The organism is Tsukamurella sp. M9C (genome assembly GCF_020169415.1).
Lineage (GTDB): Bacteria > Actinomycetota > Actinomycetes > Mycobacteriales > Mycobacteriaceae > Tsukamurella.
Genome location: NZ_JAIULG010000022.1, coordinates 1 through 19,614 on the forward strand (window position 1 = coordinate 1; position 19,614 = coordinate 19,614).

At 71.8% G+C, this 19,614-nt stretch carries 17 protein-coding genes; 10 read left to right on the forward strand and 7 right to left on the reverse strand.

Going from position 1 to position 19,614, the window contains the following annotated elements; all coding sequences use genetic code 11:
* Positions 1–39: 39 nt before the first annotated feature.
* Positions 40–516, reverse strand: a complete 477-nt coding sequence (locus LB823_RS12330; protein WP_224647513.1) for an NUDIX domain-containing protein — start codon at positions 514–516, stop codon at positions 40–42.
* A gap of 35 nt (positions 517–551) precedes the next feature.
* Here LB823_RS12330 and LB823_RS12335 point away from each other — a divergent pair, with 35 nt between their 5' ends.
* Genes LB823_RS12335 through LB823_RS12345 form a run of 3 tightly spaced genes read left to right on the forward strand, consistent with a single transcriptional unit; the run spans position 552 to position 2,624 of the window.
* Complete coding sequence (locus LB823_RS12335) at positions 552–1,685, forward strand: serine hydrolase (RefSeq protein WP_224647524.1); 1,134 nt, start codon at positions 552–554, stop codon at positions 1,683–1,685.
* A gap of 59 nt (positions 1,686–1,744) precedes the next feature.
* Entirely contained in the window at positions 1,745–1,951 is a 207-nt protein-coding gene (locus tag LB823_RS12340) for a heavy-metal-associated domain-containing protein (RefSeq protein WP_224647527.1), read from the forward strand.
* 49 nt (positions 1,952–2,000) lie between these two features.
* On the forward strand, positions 2,001–2,624 hold the full coding sequence (locus LB823_RS12345) for a hypothetical protein (protein ID WP_224647529.1): 624 nt from the start codon (positions 2,001–2,003) through the stop codon (positions 2,622–2,624).
* Between the two features lie 11 nt (positions 2,625–2,635).
* Here LB823_RS12345 and LB823_RS12350 read toward each other — a convergent pair whose 3' ends face one another.
* Positions 2,636–3,949, reverse strand: coding sequence for an MFS transporter (locus tag LB823_RS12350; RefSeq protein WP_224647532.1), 1,314 nt, complete (start codon positions 3,947–3,949; stop codon positions 2,636–2,638).
* 237 nt (positions 3,950–4,186) lie between these two features.
* On the opposite strand from LB823_RS12350, the gene LB823_RS12355 reads away from it, so the two are divergent.
* The 6 genes from LB823_RS12355 to LB823_RS12380 all read left to right on the forward strand — a co-directional run bounded on the left by LB823_RS12355 (position 4,187) and on the right by LB823_RS12380 (position 11,316).
* Positions 4,187–6,352, forward strand: coding sequence for an MMPL family transporter (locus LB823_RS12355; protein ID WP_224647533.1), 2,166 nt, complete (start codon positions 4,187–4,189; stop codon positions 6,350–6,352).
* A 5-nt stretch (positions 6,353–6,357) separates the two neighbouring features.
* Entirely contained in the window at positions 6,358–7,035 is a 678-nt protein-coding gene (locus tag LB823_RS12360; protein WP_224647534.1) for a TetR/AcrR family transcriptional regulator, read from the forward strand.
* A 160-nt stretch (positions 7,036–7,195) separates the two neighbouring features.
* Entirely contained in the window at positions 7,196–8,608 is a 1,413-nt protein-coding gene (locus LB823_RS12365) for a cytosine permease (protein ID WP_224647536.1), read from the forward strand.
* An 88-nt stretch (positions 8,609–8,696) separates the two neighbouring features.
* Positions 8,697–9,692 carry a methionine ABC transporter ATP-binding protein gene (locus LB823_RS12370; protein WP_224647538.1) on the forward strand — a complete coding sequence of 332 codons (996 nt, stop codon included), beginning with the start codon at positions 8,697–8,699 and terminating at the stop codon, positions 9,690–9,692.
* Positions 9,689–10,399 (forward strand): methionine ABC transporter permease, encoded by a 711-nt coding sequence (locus tag LB823_RS12375; RefSeq protein ID WP_224647540.1) that lies wholly within the window; start codon positions 9,689–9,691, stop codon positions 10,397–10,399. Before LB823_RS12370 ends, LB823_RS12375 begins: the two co-directional genes overlap by 4 nt.
* The gene (locus LB823_RS12380; protein WP_224647542.1) at positions 10,396–11,316 is read left to right on the forward strand and encodes a MetQ/NlpA family ABC transporter substrate-binding protein; all 921 of its coding nucleotides are present in this window, start codon (positions 10,396–10,398) and stop codon (positions 11,314–11,316) included. The genes LB823_RS12375 and LB823_RS12380 overlap by 4 nt, the downstream gene beginning before the upstream one ends.
* A 1-nt stretch (position 11,317) precedes the next feature.
* Here LB823_RS12380 and LB823_RS12385 read toward each other — a convergent pair whose 3' ends face one another.
* The 3 genes from LB823_RS12385 to LB823_RS12395 all read right to left on the reverse strand — a co-directional run bounded on the left by LB823_RS12385 (position 11,318) and on the right by LB823_RS12395 (position 14,976).
* Positions 11,318–12,238 carry a tetratricopeptide repeat protein gene (locus LB823_RS12385; RefSeq protein ID WP_224647544.1) on the reverse strand — a complete coding sequence of 307 codons (921 nt, stop codon included), beginning with the start codon at positions 12,236–12,238 and terminating at the stop codon, positions 11,318–11,320.
* 74 nt (positions 12,239–12,312) lie between these two features.
* Entirely contained in the window at positions 12,313–14,286 is a 1,974-nt protein-coding gene (locus LB823_RS12390; RefSeq protein WP_224647546.1) for an acyl-CoA dehydrogenase, read from the reverse strand.
* Positions 14,287–14,337: 51 nt separating this feature from the next.
* Positions 14,338–14,976, reverse strand: coding sequence for a pyridoxamine 5'-phosphate oxidase family protein (locus LB823_RS12395; RefSeq protein WP_224647548.1), 639 nt, complete (start codon positions 14,974–14,976; stop codon positions 14,338–14,340).
* Positions 14,977–15,053: 77 nt separating this feature from the next.
* Here LB823_RS12395 and LB823_RS12400 point away from each other — a divergent pair, with 77 nt between their 5' ends.
* Entirely contained in the window at positions 15,054–16,433 is a 1,380-nt protein-coding gene (locus tag LB823_RS12400; RefSeq protein WP_224647550.1) for a PLP-dependent aminotransferase family protein, read from the forward strand.
* Between the two features lie 11 nt (positions 16,434–16,444).
* Here LB823_RS12400 and LB823_RS12405 read toward each other — a convergent pair whose 3' ends face one another.
* Together LB823_RS12405 and LB823_RS12410 are read right to left on the reverse strand one after the other, a co-directional pair.
* Positions 16,445–18,019 (reverse strand): alkaline phosphatase, encoded by a 1,575-nt coding sequence (locus tag LB823_RS12405; protein ID WP_224647552.1) that lies wholly within the window; start codon positions 18,017–18,019, stop codon positions 16,445–16,447.
* Between the two features lie 102 nt (positions 18,020–18,121).
* On the reverse strand, positions 18,122–19,612 hold the full coding sequence (locus LB823_RS12410) for a carboxylesterase/lipase family protein (RefSeq protein ID WP_224647553.1): 1,491 nt from the start codon (positions 19,610–19,612) through the stop codon (positions 18,122–18,124).
* Positions 19,613–19,614: the final 2 nt, after the last annotated feature.

Below are 19,614 nucleotides of genomic sequence, written 5' to 3' on the forward strand. Positions count from 1 at the left end.
CCCCCGGCGCCCTCCGCCTCCCGCTGTACGTCGTCTGAGTCACTGCCAGGCCGGGCGAGTGTCGCCGCGCAGGGCGGCGAGGCCGCGGCGCACCCGCTCGGTCTGCCGCACCGACATCGGCGGCAGCGCGTCGGGGTGGAACCACGCGATCTCGAGCGACTCGTCGTCGGCGACGTGCGCCTCGCCGGCGACGTAGCGGCACAGGAACAGCAGCGTGAGGTACTGCGCCACATCGCCGTTCGGGTAGCTGACCGGCTCGTCGGTGCGGACCGCGAGCAGGTCCAGCACCTCGGCGTCGACGCCGGCCTCCTCGCGGATCTCGCGGATGATCGCCTCGGCGGGCTGCTCACCGGGCTCGAGGATTCCCGCGATCGAGGCCCACTCGCCGGTGTCGGCGCGGCGCCCCAGCAGCACCTCGCCGGACCCGTTGACGACCACGGCGGCGACGCCGGGCAGCCACAGTAGGTCGGTGCCGATCTTGTCGCGGATGCTGCGCACGTACTCGGGGATGGGCATGCTTGTGAGGGTACGTACCCGATCCAGGAGGCGCCGTGCTGCAGGAACTGATCGAGCGGGAGATCGCGAGCGGCCCGCTGCCCGGCGCGGTGGCGGCCTTCGACGACCCGGCGGGCCTGGAGGTCGCCGCCCGGGGCGAGCGCGCGCCGGGCGTCCCGATGACCCGCGACACCGTCTTCCGCATCGCCTCCCTGAGCAAGCCGATCCTCGCGGCAGCGGCGTTGGTGCAGGTGGAACGGGGCGTGATCGGGCTCGACGACCCGGTGGCGCGCCGGCTCCCCGAGCTCGCCGAACCCCGCGTCCTCCGCGACCCGAGCGGCCCGCTCGACGACACCGTCCCCGCGGTCCGCCCCATCACCGTGCGGCACCTGCTCTCGTTCACCGGCGGCCTCGGCATGGTCTCCGACTTCGGGGCGCCCCTGATGCAGGAGCTGTTCGGCACCCTGCGCCAGGGCCCCGCCGACCCGCTCGGCACCCCGCCGCCCGACGAGTGGCTCGCCGCCGCCGCGCGCCTGCCACTGGCGCACCAGCCGGGGGAGGGGTGGACGTACAACACGGGCGCCGACCTCCTCGGCGTGCTGCTCGCCCGCGCCGCCGGCGGCACGCTCGGCGAGGTGCTGCGCGACGCCGTGCTGGACCCGCTGGGTATGGCCGACACCGCCTTCCGCGCGACCGAGGCGATGCGGCCGCGGCTCGGCGACGCCGTGATGTCGACGCCGGAGGGGCTCGCGATCGTCGACCCCGCCGACGGCGCCTTCCTCGCCGAGCCGGTCTTCGAATCCGGTGGCGGCGGCCTGCTCTCCACCGTCGACGACCTGCTCCGCTTCGGCCGGATGGTGCGCGGCGCAGGGGAGTCCGACGGGGTGCGCGTCCTGAGGCCGGAGTCCGTCGCCGCGATGACGTCGGTGCAGGTGCCGCCCCAGCCGGGCAACGTCTTCCTCGACGGTGCCGCCTGGGGCTACGGCGGCGCGGTGGACGTCGATCGAGCCCGCCCGTGGAGCGTGCCGGGGCGCTACGGCTGGGTCGGCGGATCGGGCACGGCGTTCTACTTCTACCCGGACTCGGGCAGGATCGCGGTGTGGCTCGGGCAGTTGCAGCTCGCCGGTCCCGCCGAGGGCGGGCCGATCGAGCGGTTCTGCACGGCCGCGATGGCGACCCAATACCCCTAGGGGGTATAGTCGACGGTGCGCGACGATCCGCGATCGCGTCAGTGTTGAAGGAGCGAGATATGGCAGTGGAGACCACCTACACCGTGACCGGCATGACCTGCGGGCGCTGCGCGTCCTCGGTGCGCGAGGAGATCTCGGAGATCGGCGGCGTCACCGGCGTCGAGGTGAACGTCGAGACCGGCGCGGTCACCGTCGCCAGCGACGCCGAGCTGACGCGCGACACCGTCGAGGCCGCGGTCAAGGAGGCCGGCTACACGCTGGTCTGAGCGGTCCCGCTTCGCGCGGATCGCCGCCCCGACCGGCTACGGTGGGGGCATGTCTGAGCAGGGTTTCGGGGACTTCGAGTTCGAGCGCAAGTTCTTCGTTCGCGAGGTCCCCGAGGCCGCTGCCCTCGACCCCACGCCGACCCTCATCGTGCAGGCCTACCTGTTCGCCGCCGACGGCTACGCCGTCCGGGTCCGCGTGCAGGGCCCCGCACCGTCGGAACTGACCGACGATCCCGGCGCGCTGGTCGACGCCCTCGAGGGCGTGACCACCGGAACCATGACGGCCAAGGGGCCCGCCGTGAGCGGCACCCGGTACGAGGCCGAGCGCGAACTCGACGCCCTCGTCGCCGGGCAGATCGTGCGCCGCGCCGAGCACGTCGTCGCCAAGGTCCGCTACTCCATGTGGCTCGGCGAGGACGGCTGGATCGTCGACGACTTCCTCGGCGCCAACGCGCCGCTCGTGATGGCGGAGGTGGAGCGCGGCGGCCCCGTCGTCGACCTCGCGATCCCCGACTTCTGCGTCACCGAGGTCTCCGAGGACGAGCGCTTCCGCAACGAGTACCTCGCGCACGTGCCCTTCGGCGGCTGGTCCGAGACCTACGCGCGGGAGCTGGCACTCCTCGGCCCGCGGTTCGTGCACTCCCTCGGCGAGAACCGCCTCGGCGGGGTCTGAGGAGCTCCGGGCTAGGAGTTCAGGTCCACGCCCCGCTTGTCCTTGATCGAGCTCATCGCGATCAGCGAGATGATCGTGACGATGCCGACGTAGATCCCGATGTGCCAGGACTCGCCGGTGGTCCGCAGGATCCACTCGGAGATGGTCGGGGCGAAGGCGCCGCCGAGCACCGCGCCGATGGCGTAGGCGATCGAGACGCCCGAGTACCGGACCGCGGCCGGGAAGAGCTCCGAGTACAGCGCCGCCTGCGGTCCGTAGGCCAGGCCGAGGCCGATCGAGAGCACGAACGCGGCGACGAAGTACCAGCCCAGGGATTTGGTGTCCATGAGGAACCACATCGGGATGCACCACAGCAGGATGATCGAGTAGCCGATCTGGAAGGTGCGGACGCGCCCGATCCGGTCGGCGAGGAGGCCTCCCACGAGGGCGAACGCCAACCATCCGAAGGCCGCGAGGGTGGTGGTGATCAGCACCCCGTCGAGGCCGACCTTGAGTGACTTGCTCATGTACGAGATGAAGAAGGCGATCAGCAGGTATCCGGCGCAGTTGACCGAGATGAAGCTGAGGGCGGCGACGATGACCTCTTTGCTGTTCGACCGGAACAGCTGGCGCAGTGGGGCGGCGGAGCCCTTCTTGGTCTCCTGCATGTGGTGGAAGACGGGGGACTCCTCGACGGTGCGGCGGATGATCCAGCCCACGACGATGAGCAGCACCGACGCCAGGAACGGGATGCGCCAGCCCCACTCGAGGAAAGCGTCCCGGCCGAGGATCTTCTGGAGGGCGAACAGCACGCTGGTGGCGAGGATGAGGCCGATCGGAACGCCGATCTGCGGGAACGAGCCGAAGAAGGCGCGCCGGTGGGTCGGTGCGTGTTCGACGGCCATCAGGGCCGCGCCGCCCCACTCGCCGCCCGCCGCGAAGCCCTGCACGATGCGCAGCGTGATCAGCAGGATCGGGGCCGCGATCCCGATCGACGCGTAGGTCGGGAGCAGGCCGATGAGGGCCGTCGCCACGCCCATGAGGACGAGCGTGAGCACGAGGACCTTCTTGCGCCCGATCCGGTCGCCCAGGTGGCCCGCGACGATGGCGCCGACCGGTCGGAAGAGGAACGAGATCCCCACGGTGGCGAACGAGATGATCTGCGCCAGGCCGGGGTTCTCCTCGTTGAGCGGCTTGAGGAAGAGCGGGCTGAGCACGAGCCCGGCGGCCTGGGCGTAGATGAAGAAGTCGTACCACTCGATGGACGTGCCGACCAGGGTGCCGGCGAGGATCTTCTTCTGTTCTCTGCGGTAGGCGACGGGGTCGTCGGCCGTCATGGTGGTCATAGGTGTTCCTCGAGGTCGACGGTGCTGTGGGCGAGAGAATGGTTAATCAACCGAACGGTCGGTAAGTATTTGGTTGACGAGATAGTGCCACATACCCGGAGTCGAGTCCATGGGATCTCGGGATTTGCGATCGGCCTCGAGGTGGACGGGTTCGCGCTTCCGACCGTGGGTGGTTGACGCGCGATGTATTAACACTGTTAACTTAACGTCGTTAATACAACTGGAAGGGGACGCACGATGATCGACGCACTCACCCGCTTCGTCGCGCGCCGCGCGAAGGCCGTGCTGCTGCTGGCCGTGATCCTGCTGGCGGGGCTCGGGCTCGCGGGCGTCGGTGTCGCCGACAAACTGCAGGCCGGCGGCTACGTCGACCCGCAGGCCGAGGCGATGCAGACCTACGACCGCATGGCCGACGACTTCCACCGCGGCGGGCTGCCGCTGGTGCTCGCCGTCTCGATCCCCGAGGACCAGGAGGCCGCCGCGGGCGCCTACGGCCGCGGCCTGGTCGACCGACTCAAGGCCGACGGCCGCGTCGAGAGCGTGGTCGACGGCTTCAGCACGCCCACGCCGATGCTGCTCAGCGAGGACAAGCGCACGGCGCTCATCGTCGCCGCCATCGCGGGCGGCGAGTCCCAGGCCCCGCTGAACGCGAAGGCCATCGTCGGCGACCTGCCGCAGCCGCCCCCATCGGTCACCATGACCCCCGGCGGCCAGGCCTACAGCTACGCGCAGATCAACGACCAGTCCTCGCGCGACCTGCTGCTCGCCGAGGCCGTCGCCATCCCCATCACCTTCCTCGTGCTGGTGTGGGTCTTCGGCGGGCTGGTCGCCGCGGCGATCCCCGTGCTCATCGGCATCGCCGCGATCATCGCGACCACCGGCATCCTGCGCGCCTTCACCACGTTCACGGACGTCTCGATCTTCGCGCTCAACCTCACCACCGCGATGGGGCTCGCGCTCGCGATCGACTACACGCTGCTGGTGATCTCCCGCTACCGCGAGGAGGTGGCCGCGGGCAGCGACCGCCCGGAAGCCCTGCGCCGCACCATGAACACCGCCGGCCGCACCGTGCTCTTCTCCGCGGTCATCGTCGGGCTCTCGCTCGCCGCGATGGCGATCTTCCCCATGTACTTCCTGCGCTCCTTCGCCTACGCCGGCGTCGCGGTGGTGGTCTTCGCGGCCCTCGCCACGCTGATCCTCACGCCCGCGATCCTCACGGTGCTCGGCGACCGCGTGGACGCGCTGAAGATCGGCCGCCGCCGCGCGGAACCCGCGCCGCAGGACAGCCTCTTCTACCGGCTGACCCGCGCGGTCCTGCGCCGCGCCGTGCCCATCGGACTCGCCCTCGTCGCGCTCCTGCTGATCCTCGGAACCCCCTTCCTCAGCATCCATTTCGGCTTCCCCGACGACCGCGTCCTGCCGTCGTCGTCGAGCTCGCACCAGGTGGGCGACACCATCCGTTCCGACTTCGCCGAGGACGCCTCGGGGCAGGTCAGCGTGGTCCTCACCAGCACCGTCGACGACGATGCCGTGGCCGACTACGCCGTGCGCCTCTCGCAGGTCCCGGACACCGGCGCGGTGGTGGCCCCGTCGGGCACGTACCTCGGCGGGCAACGCGTGGCCGATGGAGACCCGACCGCCCGGGCCGCGAACGGCACGGCGCTGCTGCTGGTCTCGTCGAAACTCGACCCGCTGTCGCAGGCCGCGTCCGATCAGCTCGACCGGCTGCACGAGGTGCAGGCTCCCGCGCCCCCGACCTTCGGCGGCTCCGCGCAGCTCAACCGCGACTCGGTGCAGTCGATCCTCGACACCCTCCCGACGGTCCTCGCCGTGATCGCGGTGACCACCTTCATCCTGCTGTTCCTGTTGACCGGCTCCCTTGTGCTGCCGCTCAAAGCGCTTGTGATGAACGTGATCTCGCTGTCGGCGGTGTTCGGCGCGCTGGTCGCGATCTTCCAATGGGGCTGGCTCGGCGGGCTCGACACGACGGTGACCGGAGCGATCATCGCGAACATGCCGGTGCTCATGTTCTGCATCGCCTTCGGGCTCTCGATGGACTACGAGGTCTTCCTGCTCTCCCGCATCAAGGAGTTCTGGGACCACTCGGAGACGAAGGACCACGCCGCGAACGACGAGGCCGTGGCGATGGGCATCACCCGCACCGGCCGGGTGGTGACCGCCGCCGCGCTGCTCATGGCGATCGTCTTCGCTGCCATCGGTTTCGCCGGCGTCTCCTTCATGAAGATGTTCGGCGTGGGCATGATGATCGCGGTGCTGCTGGACGCCACCCTGATCCGCATGCTGCTCGTGCCCGCGTTCATGCGCGTGGCGGGCGTGTGGAACTGGTGGGCGCCGGCTCCGATGAAGCGGCTGTACGACCGCGTCGGTCTGCGAGAATCGTAAGCACCATGGAGCAGGGACGACGGCGGCGCAACAAGCGCGGCGACGGGGAGCGGCTCGCCGCCGAGATCCTCGACGCCGCCACGGATCTGCTCATCGAGACGGGCAGCGCCGAGGCGGTCTCGATCCGCGCGGTGGCGCAGCGCGCCGGCGTCACGCCGCCGTCGATCTACCTCCACTACCCCGACAAGGACGCGCTGCTCACCGCCGTCGTCGCGCGGTACCTCGGGCAACTCGACGACGCGCTCAGCGAGGCCGAGGCCGGCGCCCCGACCCCGCTCGACGCGGCGCGGGCGCAGGGCCTCGCCTACGTGCGCTTCGCCCTCGCCACGCCCGAGCTGTACCGGCTGGCGGCGATGACCCCGTCGGACGACGCCTCGGACGTGGACGTCGTCCTGACCACCGCGGCGTTCGCGCACCTCGAGCAGAACGTGCGCGACCTGCAGGAGGAGGGTTACTACCCGCCCGGCGATCCGCAGCCCATCGCGCTGCGCATGCTCACCGTCGTGCACGGCGTCGCCTCGCTGCTCGTCGCCAAACCCTTCCTGCCGTGGGGCGATCCGATCGAGTACGCCGACCGCGTGATCAGCGGCGCGTGCCTCGGGATCGCCCTCACCGCGGGCATGGACGAGTTGCCCGACGGTGCCGCCGCCCTCGCCCTGGTCCGGGAGCTCCGCGGCGGCTGAACCGCACGTTCTCTTTCGGGTGACAACGTCCGTGACCTGCCTGTTCGCAGCTGCAAGCGGCTTGACAAACATTTGTATAGACAGCACGATACGTTCGACCGGGGTGATCCTCGTCACTGCCGCACGGCAGTTCCCCGCTCCCGAACGAAGGACCACCGAGATGTCGACGACGAATGCGAAGGCGCCGCTGCGGGAGCGCCGCACCATCGACGTGGTGCCGGACTCCGAGCGGCACGGCACGCCCCGCAGCCAGTTCACACTGTGGTTCGGCGCGAACCTGCAGATCACCGCCATCGTCGACGGTGCCCTCGCCGTCGTCTTCGGCGCCGACGCGCTCTGGGCGATCATCGGCGTGCTGATCGGCAACGTGCTCGGTGGCGCCGTCATGGCGCTGCACGCGGCACAGGGCCCGCGGCTGGGCCTGCCGCAGATGATCTCCAGCCGCGCGCAGTTCGGGGTGAAGGGCGCCGCCGTGCCGCTGGTACTGGTGATCCTCATGTACCTCGGCTTCGCGGCCACGGGGACGGTGCTCTCCGGGCAGGCGATCAACCGCCTGATCGGGGTGGACGAGCCCGCCGTCGGGATCGTGATCTTCGGCGCCCTGACCGCGGTCGTCGCGGTGGTCGGCTACCGGCTGATCCACATCGTCGGCCGGATCGCCACGGTGGTCGGGATCGTCGGCATCGGGTACCTGATGGTGCGTCTGTTCTCCGCGTACGACGTGGGCGCCGTGGTGGGCGTCAAGGGCTTCGACATCGTCACCTTCCTGCTCGCGATCTCCCTCGGCGCCGGATGGCAGCTCACCTTCGGCCCGTACGTCGCGGACTACTCGCGCTACCTGCCGCGGTCGACGCCGGAGCGCACGACCTTCTGGGCGACGTTCGCGGGCAGCGTGATCGGCTCGCAGATCTCGATGACCTTCGGCGCCCTCGTCGCGGCCTGCGCCTCGAAGGCCTTCCTGAGCAACCAGGTCGGCTTCCTCGGGGATCTCGCCGGACCCGCCGCCGCGGCCGCCGTCGTCTACCTCGTGATCGTGGTGGGCAAGCTGACGGTCAACGTCCTCAACGCCTACGGCGGCTTCATGTCGGTGCTCACCACCGTCACCGCGTTCGGCGGCGGCTCGCGGATCTCCTCGCTCGCCCGCACGTTGTACATCGTCGGCTTCGTCGCCGTCTCGGTGATCATCGCGATCGCCGCGAGCGCCGACTTCCTGGAGAACTTCAAGAACTTCGTGCTGGTGCTGCTCATGGTGTTCACCCCGTGGAGCGCCATCAACCTGATCGACTACTACGTGATCTCCAAGGAGCGCATCGACATCCCCGCGCTCTACGACCCGGCCGGCCGGTACGGATCGTGGCAGTGGGCGGCGCTGTTCGCGTACGCCGCGGGCATCGTCATCCAGGTCCCGTTCCTCGCGCAGAAGATGTACACGGGGCCCGTCACGGACATGCTCGGCGGGGCGGACATCTCGTGGATCGTCGGGCTGCTCGGCACCGCGGCGATCTACTACCCGCTGGCCAAGCGCACGTCCCGCGCGCCGGCCGAGATGATCTACCCCGCGTCCGACTCCTGAGTCGGGGCGGTCCCGAATCAGGGTGACCGCAACCGTTCTCTCGCCGGGCCGCGTGCCGCACTGTTCTCCTCACACCCGAGGAGGACAGATGATCGAGGTGCGGAACCTCACCAAGACCTACGGGACCGGCGCGGCGGCGACGCCCGTGCTGCGCGATGTGGGCTTCACCGTGGCCGCGGGCGAGATCTTCGCCGTCGTCGGCCCCAGCGGCGCCGGCAAGTCGACGCTCGCGCAGTGCCTGAACCTGCTGGAGCGGCCGACGAGCGGCACCGTCGTGATCGGCGGGCAGGACCTGACGGCGCTGCCGGAGGGGCAGCTGCGGGCGGCTCGCCGCCGGATCGGCACCGTCTTCCAGGCGTCCAGCCTGCTCCGCCGCCGCACCGCGGCCGAGAACGTCGCGCTGCCGCTGGAGTACCTGGGCGTCACCAAGGGGGAGACGCGGGCGCGCGTCGCCGAGCTGCTCGACCGGGTGGGGCTGGCGGACAAGGCCGGCCACTACCCGCACCAGCTCTCCGGCGGCCAGCGCCAGCGCGTCGGGATCGCCCGCGCGCTGGCGCTGCGGCCCAAGGTCCTCCTCTCCGACGAGGCCACGTCGGGCCTCGACCCGGAGGCCACCGCGCAGTACCTCGACCTGCTGCGCGACGTGCGCGACGAGTTGAACCTCGCCGTCGTGCTCATCACGCACGAGATGGACACCATCGTCCGCGTCGCCGACAGCGCCGCGCGCCTCGACCACGGGGTCCTCGCCGAACAGGGCGCCCTCGTCGGCCTGCTCACCGACCCCGGATCGGTGCTCGGCGGGGCCCTGCGGTCCGCCGGGCCCGCGGCGACGGCACCGTCGGGCCAGACGACGGTGCGCCTGACCTACGACACGACGGTGCCGGCCGACTGGCTCAGCCGCGTCACCCTCGACACCGGGGCCGCGGTCGCGCTGCTCTCGGCGTCCGTGCAGGCCGTCGGGGGCGTTACCGTCGGAACGGTCACCGTCGGGATCGACGACGGTGACCTGACCCGCGTCGTGGATTCGGCGCGCGCCCTGGGGCTGCGCACCGACGCGGGCGCGCGCGAGGCGGTGGCCGCATGACCTACCTCGCCTCCGGGATCACGGTGCCGCTCAGCGACATCCCCGACCTGGTGCTGCCCGCGCTCCGCGACACCGTGATCATGGTCGGGCTCGTCATGGTGATCGTGCTCGTCGTGGGCGTGCCGCTCGGCGCCCTGGTGCACAACCTCGCGCCGGGCGGCCTGCTCGCGAGACCGTCGCTGCACCAACCCCTCACGTGGGTCATCAGCGTCGGCCGGTCGCTGCCCTTCCTCGTGCTCATGACCGCGATCATCCCGTTCACCCGGTTCCTCACCGGCACCAACATCGGCATCGCCGCCGCCGTGGTGCCGATGTCGATCGCGGGCATCGCCTTCTTCGCCCGCATCGTCGAGAACAGCCTGCGGGCGCTGCCGCCCGACGTGGTGACCGTCGCCAAGGCCTCCGGCGGCTCGAACGCCCAGATCATCTGGGGCGCACAGATCCCCGAGGCGCTGCCGGGCATCGTCGGCGGCCTCACCATCAACACCATCGCCATGATCGAGTACTCGACGATCGCCGGCACCATCGGCGCGGGCGGCCTCGGCTACGTCGCCGTGACGTACGGCTACCAGCGCTTCGACCACGGCGTCATGATCGCGACCATCGTGGTCCTCATCGTCGTGGTCACCACGATCCAGCTCGTCGGCGACGCGCTCGTGCGCCACCTCACCCCCGAACAGACCGTCCTCCGAAAGGCCCTCGCATGAGCGACACCGAAACCCCCACCCCGGCAGCGGCTCCCGCCGACGACGACCACGGCTTCACCACCCGCGACTCGCGGCGGCCCCTCATCATCGGCGTCGTCGTCCTGGTGGTGCTCGTGGTGGCCGGCTTCGTGGGCTGGCGCGCCTTCGGCGGCTCCGACGCGAAGACCGCGAACGAGACCGCCGGCGCGACCCTGCTCGTGGCGACCACCGAGGGCAACGCCGCGGAGCAGGCGCTCATCGAGTTCATCGCCAAGGACGTCGCCCCGCGGCACGGGATCACCGTCGCCTTCAAGGGACTCGCCGATTCCACGACGATCAACCGCGCCGTCAGCGAGGGCGAGGTGGCGGCCACCGTCTACCAGCACAAGCTGTGGCTCGGGCAGGTCCTGCAGGCGAACCCGGACTTCCGCGAGGAGGCCGCGACGCCCGTCTTCCGGTGGGGCTTCGGGCTGTTCTCCGACAAGTACACCGACCCGCAGCAGCTGCCGCAGAACGCGAAGGTCTCGCTGTACTCCGACCCGGCCAACGAGGCCCAGGGGTTGTGGTTCCTCGAGCGCGCGGGGCTCATCACCCTCAAGCCGGATGTCAACAAGTGGCAGGCCACCGTCAAGGACATCGCGACGAACCCGAAGAACCTGCAGTTCACCCTGCTCGACTTCGCCGCGCAGACCCGCGCACTTCCCGACCTCGACGCCGCCGTCGGCTACACCGAGTACTACCTCGCCGCGGGGGTGAGCATCGAGAAGGAGATCTTCGCGCCGCCCGCCCCCGACGAGTTCGCCGGCCAGCTGACCATCGGCACGCGGTGGAAGGACACCGAGAACATCAAGAACCTCGTCGCCGCGTTCAAGGATCCCGCGGTGCAGGAGTTCCTGCGCACCGACCCGCGGGTGAAGGACATCCTGCTGCCGCTGTAGGTCAGGGCCGCGGGCGCTCGAGCCCCATCGCGCCCAGTCGCATCTCGACGACGCCGTCCCCCAGCAGGTAGTCGGCGTCGCCGAGCAGGCGGGCGGCGCGCTGCGGGTCGGGCCGGAGGCCGCCGTCGCCGGTGAGCAGCATGACGCCGGCGGTGAAGGCCGCCAGGCCGTGGTCCTGTTCCGCCGCATGGAGATACCAGCGCAGCGACTCCTCGGCGTCGCGGACGAGGCCGTACCGGCCGGTGGCGTACGCGGCGCCGAGGTTGTAGGAAGCCCGCGCGCTGCCCAGCTCGGCGGCGCGGCGGGTCCAGCGCAGCCCCTCCTGGTCGTCCTGCGGCGCACCGAGCCCCTGGTGCGCGCGGAGCGAGAGCTCGAAGGCACCGTCGGCGCTGCCCCGCCCGGCGGCCTCCGCGAAGAAGTCGCCGGCGGCGTCCTGGTTCTCGGGCACGCCGAACCCGGCCTGCAGCAGGTAGGCCGCGTGGACGAGGGCGTCGAGGCGGTCCGCGTGGGTCACCTGGAAGGCCTTGGCCCTGCGCCAGGCGTCGTGCGCGAGCTCGGCGCGGTCCGCCCGGTAGATCGCGCGCGAGAGCAGGAAGGGGGCCTCGTCGACGCCGCCGGCCACGGCGCGCCGGTAGAGGTCGATGGCGCGGTCGTCGTCCTGGGGGAGGAGCGGCGACTGCCAGGTCCCGCCCGTGACGTACAGCGCCGCGAGCTCGAGGTAGGCGTCGCCCACGCCCGCGGCGCCCGCTCGCTCGAAGCCGGCGATCATGACCTGCGGCGCGTCGGGCGGGAGCAGCCCGAGCAGGTGCTCGTTCCGGACGAACGCCCCCGACAGCTCGCGGGCGTGGTGGAACACCAGCCGCGGATCGGTGCGCGGGTCATCGAGCGCGCGGCGCAGATCGGCGTAGGACTGCGAGGCCATGGCGTCACAGTACGACGCCGCGGGGTCGGGCGAGCGCGGTGCGACGGACTCGCCCGGGCCCGAGGGACGGCCGGCTAGCGGACGGCGACGCTGTTGGCGGGGTCGAGCATCGGCACGGCGAGCGCGGCGGCGGGGATGCCGAAGGCGTCGACCAGCGACTCGGCGAGCGGGCGGGCCCTACCGCACAGCTCGTTGACGCCGCGGCGGATCGCCTTGGCACGCTCCACCGAGATGTGCCGGTGCATGAGGTACCAGCCCAGGTCGCGCTCGAGCAGCGAGTACACGTACAGGTTGCGCATCAGCTTGAGCGCGTCGCGGGTCTCGCGGTCCTGGACGTCGGTGATCGCGTCGACGAAGGCCTCCAGCACGATCCGCTCGATGTGCGCGTCGCCCACCTTGATCAGGTGGTCCTGCGTCTCGGTGAAGACCTCGAGCGGATCCTCGTCGGGCTCCTTCGCGCGCCGCATGCGGGCGGCGGCGGTGCGCAGCAGGTGGTCCTCGCGGTTGCGCAGCAGGCGCAGCTGGGTGCCCGGGTGGGTGAGCTCGCTCTCCTCGGTGTCCTCGTCCGAGTCGTCGAGCAGCGTCTGCACCACCTGGCGGGCGGCGGTCTTCTCCAGCACGACGTCCTTGGCCATGTTCGCCACGAAGCGCACCCAGCCCACCGCGTCGAGGCCCTGCACGTCGCCGGCGTAGGCGGTGAGCTGTTCCTTGGCGACCAGCTGGGTGAGCACGAGGTTGTCGCCCTCGAAGGTGGTGAACACGTCGATGTCGCCGCGCAGCAACGGAAGCCGGTTCTCCGAGAGGTAGCCGGCGCCGCCGCAGGCCTCGCGGGCCGCGCTGATCGCGTCCGACGCGAGGCGGGTGTGGCCCGCCTTGATCGCGGCGGCCTTGCCCTCGATCTCGCGGGCGTAGGCGGGGTCCACCGCGTCGGGGTCGCCGGTCTGCAGCTCGTGCAGTTCCGCGGTGAGCTCGTTCTGCGCGATGGCGAAGGCGTAGGCCCGCGCGACCAGCGGCAGCAGCCGGCGCTGGTGCGTGCGGTAGTCGAGGAGCAGCAGCTCGTTGTCGCCGCCGGGCGCGTCGAATTGGCGGCGCACCAGCGCGTACTTGGTGGCGAGGGTGATGCCGAGCCGTCCGGCGGCGCCCGCCGCGGCGCCCACGGTGACGCGGCCCCGGATCAGGGTGCCGAGCATCGTGAAGAAGCGCTTGTTATCGGATTCGATAGGGCTGGAATAGGTTCCGTCCTCCGCGACGTCCGCGTACCGGTTCAGCAGCTCGCGCCGGGGGATGCGCACGCGGTCGAAGACGATGCGGCCGTTGTCCACGCCGGGGAGGCCGCCCTTGTAGCCGCAGTCGGAGGTGGTGACGCCGGGGAGGTCGTCGCCGTTCTCGTCGCGGATCGGCACCACGAAGCAGTGCACGCCGCGGCCGGTGGGCTCCTCGCCCGGGCCGCCGGTGATGAGCTGCGCGAAGACGGAGGCCCAGCGCGCGTGCTTCCCGGCGCCGCCGATGTAGTCCTTGCGGGCGCTGGAGGTGGGGGAGTGGATCTCGAACTCGCCCGTCTCCGGCAGGTACGTGGCGGTGGTCTCCAGCTCCTGCACGTTGGAGCCGTGCCCGGTCTCGGTCATCGCGAAACAGCCCAGCACGTCGAGGTCGATGAGGCCCTTGACATACGTGTCGTGGTGGTAGTCGGTGCCCAGGTTCTCCACGGCGCCGCCGAACAGGCCCCACTGCACGCCCGCCTTGACCATGAGCGAGAGGTCGCCGTAGCCGAGGGTCTCGATCGCGGTGACCGCGGCGCCCACGTCGCCCGTGCCGCCGTGCTCGGTCTTGAAGCCGTCGGCCGGGAAGCCCAGCGGCACCATCGCCTTCATCTGGCCGAGCATGAGCTCGCGGTACTCGTCGAGGCTCAGCCCGGCCTGCGGGACCACGTTCCCGTCCTGGATCTGCTCGCGCACCACGTCCCTCGTGGCGGCCCACCGGCCGTCCAGGATGGCGCGCAGCGCTGCGGTCAGTTCGGGCGACGATGCCGGCGAGGTCGGAGCACTCATGGCCTCAACCGTACCCAGCGCGGGCGATTCGTGTCGGTTCCGAGAGGGGAATCACGAGACCGGCGCGCAGCGGGCCCCGTCCTCGCTCGCCTCGAGCGCCGCCCGCACCGAAGCGGGCACCGGGAGCTCCTGGCCGGGCGTCGGCTCGACGCGCGCATAGCCCTTCCGTAGCGGCAGCACGCCGGACCAGCCGCCCTCGCTCGACGAGGCTCCGCCGGTGCGGGCCTTGGCGATCCAGTTGTCGGCGGTGATCGGGAAGGTGAGCACGGTGGTCGCGGCGAGTTCCTTGCGGGTGTTCGCGCGCAGCTCCGCGCTGCGCCCGGGGAGCAGCTTGTCGGTGAACGCCTCGAGCAGCTCCGCGCCGTCGACCGCCTCCGGCGTGAGCGCGCCGCGCAGCACCGCCGAGCGGTAGTTCATCGAGTGGTCGAAGGCCGTGTCGGCCACGATCAGCGCGTCGACGTGGGTCACCGTCAGCGTCGCAGGGGCGCCCGCGGCGACGTGTCGCAGCGCGCCGGCCCCCGTCGAGCCGTGGAGCACGATCCGGTCGCCGAGGCGGGCGTAGGCGATCGGCACGGACCACGGCTGGCCGTCGGCCACCGTCGACAACACGGCGACCACGCCGTCGTCCAGGATCTCGTCGAGGAGGCGGCGGTCGCCGCCGCGCTGGGGGTACCGGGTGAGCTTGTCCATGCGTCCATCCTGGGGCGGATACCGGCGCTGCAGAAGATCCAGAATCAGGAGATATTGTGAACCAGTATTCTAGAGCGATGCCCCGCCCGCCCGCGTCCCTCCCCGATTTCTGGTCCGCGCTCGCGCACGGAGGCGCGCTCTCGGGCAGCGCGATCGTCGACGCGGTCATCGACGGCCTCGACCGCGGCGCCCTGCACCCCGGCGACCTGCTGCCTTCCTCGCGGGCCCTCGCCGCCGGGCTGGGCGTCGCCCGGAACACGGTGATCGCCGCCTACGACACCCTCGCCGCCATGGGCGTCACGGCCACTGTCCCCGGCAGCGGCACCCGGATAGCCCCGGGCACCGACCGGTTCGCGCACGCGATGCACGCCGCGCCCGCGCCGCGGCGCGCGGAGGAGGCACCGTCGGACACCTGGGATACGAGCCTGGTGCCGGGCGTGCCCGACGTGTCCCTCATCGACGAGCGGCGGTGGCGCCGGTCGTGGCGGCACGCGACCGCGCTCCCGCCCACGACGTCGGTGGCGCCGCACGTCGCGACGCTGCAGGAGGCCCTCGCCGTGCACCTGCGGCGCCGGCGCGCGGTGCGGGCCGCGCCCGGCGATCTGCGCCTGTTCCCGGGCGTGAACCCGGCCCTGACCGCGATCGCCGGTGAACTCGGCACTCCGATCGCGGTGGAGACGCCCGGCTACCGTCGGGCCTTCGACGCCTTCCGCGCGACGGGCGGCGAGGTCGTGGGCGTGCCCGTCGACGCGGACGGACTGGTCGTCGATCGGCTGCCGCGGCGGCGGTGCCTCGTCTACACCACGCCGGCGCACCAGTACCCGACCGGCGTGCGGCTCTCGATGGCACGGCGGCTCGACCTCGTGGACTGGGCGCGGGCGACGGGGAGCGTGATCGTCGAGGACGACTACGACGGCGAGTTCTCCTACGACGTGGCGCCGCTGCCCGCGCTGCAGACCCTGGCGCCCGACCACGTCGTCTACCTCGGCACCGCCTCGAAGGCGCTGACCCCGCAGCTGCGGCTCGCGTGGGCCGCTGTCCCCGAATCGCTGCGCGGGCTGCCGCACGCGGGGCACGGCTCGAGCGCGGGCGTCGACGGCGCCGCGGCCTCGATGCTGGCCCACTTCCTCGACTCCGGCGCCTGGGACGCCCACGTAGCGCGGGCGGCCCGCACCTACGGGGCGCGGCGTGCCGCCGTCCGGCGGGCGCTCGCCGAGCACCTGCCGGACGCGCTCGTCCTCGGCGCCGATGCCGGGCTGCACCTCACCGTGGACCTGGGCTCCGCGGCGGCGCTCGCCGCGGCGCGGGCGACCCTGACCCGGCACCGCTACCGCGTGTCGACCCTCGCCGAGCACGCCCTGACCGACGGCGACGTCGCCGACACCGCGCTTCTGTTGTCGTTCGCGCTGATCCCCGAGACGCGGGCCGCGGCGGTCATCGCGCTGCTGGGCGCCTGACGCCGGCCGCGTCAGACCTGCTGCAGGCCGCGTACCCCGTCGCGGATGTCGAACGACGCCGCGGTCTCCACCGGCGCCCCGGGCTTCGAGACGTACGGCAGCACACGGTAATCCGCCCGGATGGTCTCGGGCGTGATCCGGGTGCTGATGTAGCCGCGCTGGTTGCGCAGCAGCCGGATGTGCGGGTTGTCGCGCAGCTGCGCCTGCTCCTTCTCGCTGTGCTCCGCGGAGCCGTCGCCGCCGCTGGTGATCGACGTGGCCGTCAGCTCGGAGGCCACGACGGCGTCGCCGCGCCGGATGTCGTTGGCGTAGTGGGTGTGCACGTCGCCGGTGAGCACCACGGGATTGCGGGTGCCCGCCGCCTGCCAGCCGTCCATCACCCGGTCGCGCGAACCGACGTAGCCGTCCCACGCGTCCGGGTTGTAGCCGGCGGCCTCGGTGGGGTCGTAGTCGATCGGTGCGAACATCACCTGCTGCCCCAGCACGTCCCAGCGGGCCTGCGAGGCGTGCAGCCCGTCGAGCAGCCAGCGCTCCTGCTCCGCGCCGGTGAGGCTGCGGGCGGGATTCCGGTTCTCCGGGTCGGTGGCGGGCACCTTGTCGTTCCCCACCTGATCGTCGCGGTACTGCCGGGTGTCCAGCATGTGGAAGGTGGCGAGGTCGCCCCACTGCACGCGCCGGTACAGGCGCAGCGACAGCCCGTTCGGCACCTGCGCGCGGCGCAGCGGCATGTTCTCGTAGTACGCCTGGAACGCCGCGCGGCGCCGCTCCAGGAAGTCGGGCTGCGGCTTCTCGGGCTTCTCGTAGACCTCGCCGGCCCAGTTGTTGTCGACCTCGTGGTCGTCCCACACGGCCACCCACGGCGCGGCGGCGTGCGCGAGCTGCAGGTCCGGATCGGACTTGTACTGCGCGTACCGCTGTCGGTAGTTCGCCAGCGTGACGGTCTCCGGGCCGCGGTGGTCGCGCACGTTCCCGGTCTTGAGCTCGTAGCCGCCGGCCGCGTACTCGTACTGGTAGTCGCCGAGATGCAGGATCAGCTGCGGGCGCTCCTCGGCGAGGTGCCGGTACGCCGTGAAGTAGCCGTGCTCGTACTGCGAGCAGCTGGCGAAGGCCATCGCCAGCGGCGTCATCGCGCCGGGCTCCGGCGTGGTGTGCGTGCGCCCGGTCCGCGACAGCGCGCCCTCGGCGCGGAAGCGGTAGAAGTACTCCCGCCCGGGGCGCAGGCCCGCCAGCTCGACGTGCACGCTGTGCCCCGCCTCGGGCGCCGCCGTCGCGTCGCCGCGCTGCACGACCTTCGTGAACCGCTCGTCCTCGGCCACCTCCCACTGCACGGGGAAGGTGCGCGCCGGGATCCCGCCCATGCCGTCGTCGGCCAGCGGGTCGCGGGCGAGCCGGGTCCAGAGCACGGCACCGTCGGGCGTGGGATCGCCCGAGGCGACGCCGAGCGCGAAGAGGTCGCCGCGCGGCGTGGCGCTGGGCGAGGAGCTCGCGGCGGGATCGCCGCCCGGTGCGCAGCCGGCGCCCGCGAGCGCCGCCGCGCCCGCGGTGCCGAGGAGGAAGGTACGACGGGAAACGAAAGGTGAGGGCATGCCTGCACCGTGCCCCCTCGGGGTGACGTGGGCACGTCGCCGACATGAGCACCCGGTGAACGCGCCGCCGGGCGCGCGGCGCCGGCGCCGTCGGGGCACCGCTCAGCGGCGGGCGGCCTCGAAAGCGTCCCAGGCGCGACGGATCTCGGGGGAGGGGTCGTAGACGACGCGGTTGCGGTCGTCGATCACCAGCGTCGCGCGGGAGGTGCCGTTGTACGTCGGCCACTCGCCGGCCGGACGGCCGGTGCGCGCGAACGTGATCCAGTCGCGCTGCATGCCGTCGGAGACGCGCATCGCGATGCGGCGGTCGCCCAGCGCGCCGAGGACCCACCCCGTCGTGCCGTGGTAGACGCCGAACACCGCCATCAGCTCGGAGGCGTGCGTCGCGCCGTAGCCCAGCAGGTCCAGCGTCTTCGGGGAGAAGTCGTAGCGGTAGAAGTACGTCGGCGCGTGCTTGGCGTGCGCCTGCGCGATCCGCAGCGACGGCGCCCAGAACATGAAGTCGCCGATGATCCGGTTCAGCGACGCGACGTCGGGGAAGCCCGGGTACGCGGCGGCCAGCCCGGCGAAGGCCTCCGGCGCGCCGCCGACGGTGTGCGCGGCCCGCTCGGCCGACGGCTTGCCCATGCCGGGCATCTTCGTGAACAGCGTGGCCTCGGTGCGGTTGGTGCCGATGATGAGCGGCACCTGCGCGCCCCGTCCGGCCGCGATGGCGACCTCCGGATCCTCCGGGAGGTAGTCACCGTCGACCGTGGGGCCGAAGGGGACGACGCCGAGTTGCTCCCGGTTGAGCTCGCCCATGAGGCGGTTGCCGGCGCGGCCCAGCTCCTCGGAGGTGGCGGTGTCGATCTGCTCGGGCCCGCCGACGATCTCCACGAAGCGCTTGCCCCAGCCGCGGGCGGTGACCGCGTCGACGGTGAGCTCGGGGGCCGAGCTCTGCGCGATGGCGCGGTGGAACAGGCCGCGCGCGGCGGGCGTCGCGAGCAGCGTGGTGACGGCGTTGCCGCCGGCGCTCTCGCCGAAGATCGTGACGTTGCCCGGGTCGCCGCCGAAGGCCGCGATGTTGCGGTGCACCCACTGCAGGGCCGCGACCTGGTCGCGCAGGCCGAGGTTCCCGTCGATCGGGCGCTCGTCGGTGGAGAAGTCCGTCAGGTCGAGGTAGCCGAGGGCGCCCAGGCGGTAGTTGATCGAGACGAAGACGACGTCGCCCCGCTCGACCAGCGAGTTGCCGTAGTACAGCGGCGTCGCCGAGCTGCCCATGAGGTAGGCGCCGCCGTGGATGAAGACCATCACCGGGCGCGGCGTCGTGGCCTCCCGCGCGGGGGCGACCACGTTGAGCGTGAGGGAGTCCTCGCTGGTGGGCTGGTACTCGCGGAAGCCGACCAGCGTGTACTTCTTGTTCTGCGGCGCGGCCGCGCTGAACTCCGTCGCCGCGCGGACCCCGTCCCACGGTTCGAGGGGCTGCGGCGCCCGGTAGCGCAGCGGACCGACGGGCGGCTGCGCGTAGGGGATGCCGCGGTAGGCGTGCACCGTCCGCTGGTCGCGGCCGGAGATCTCTCCGCTGTCGATACGCACCCGCGGGCCGTCGGTCATGG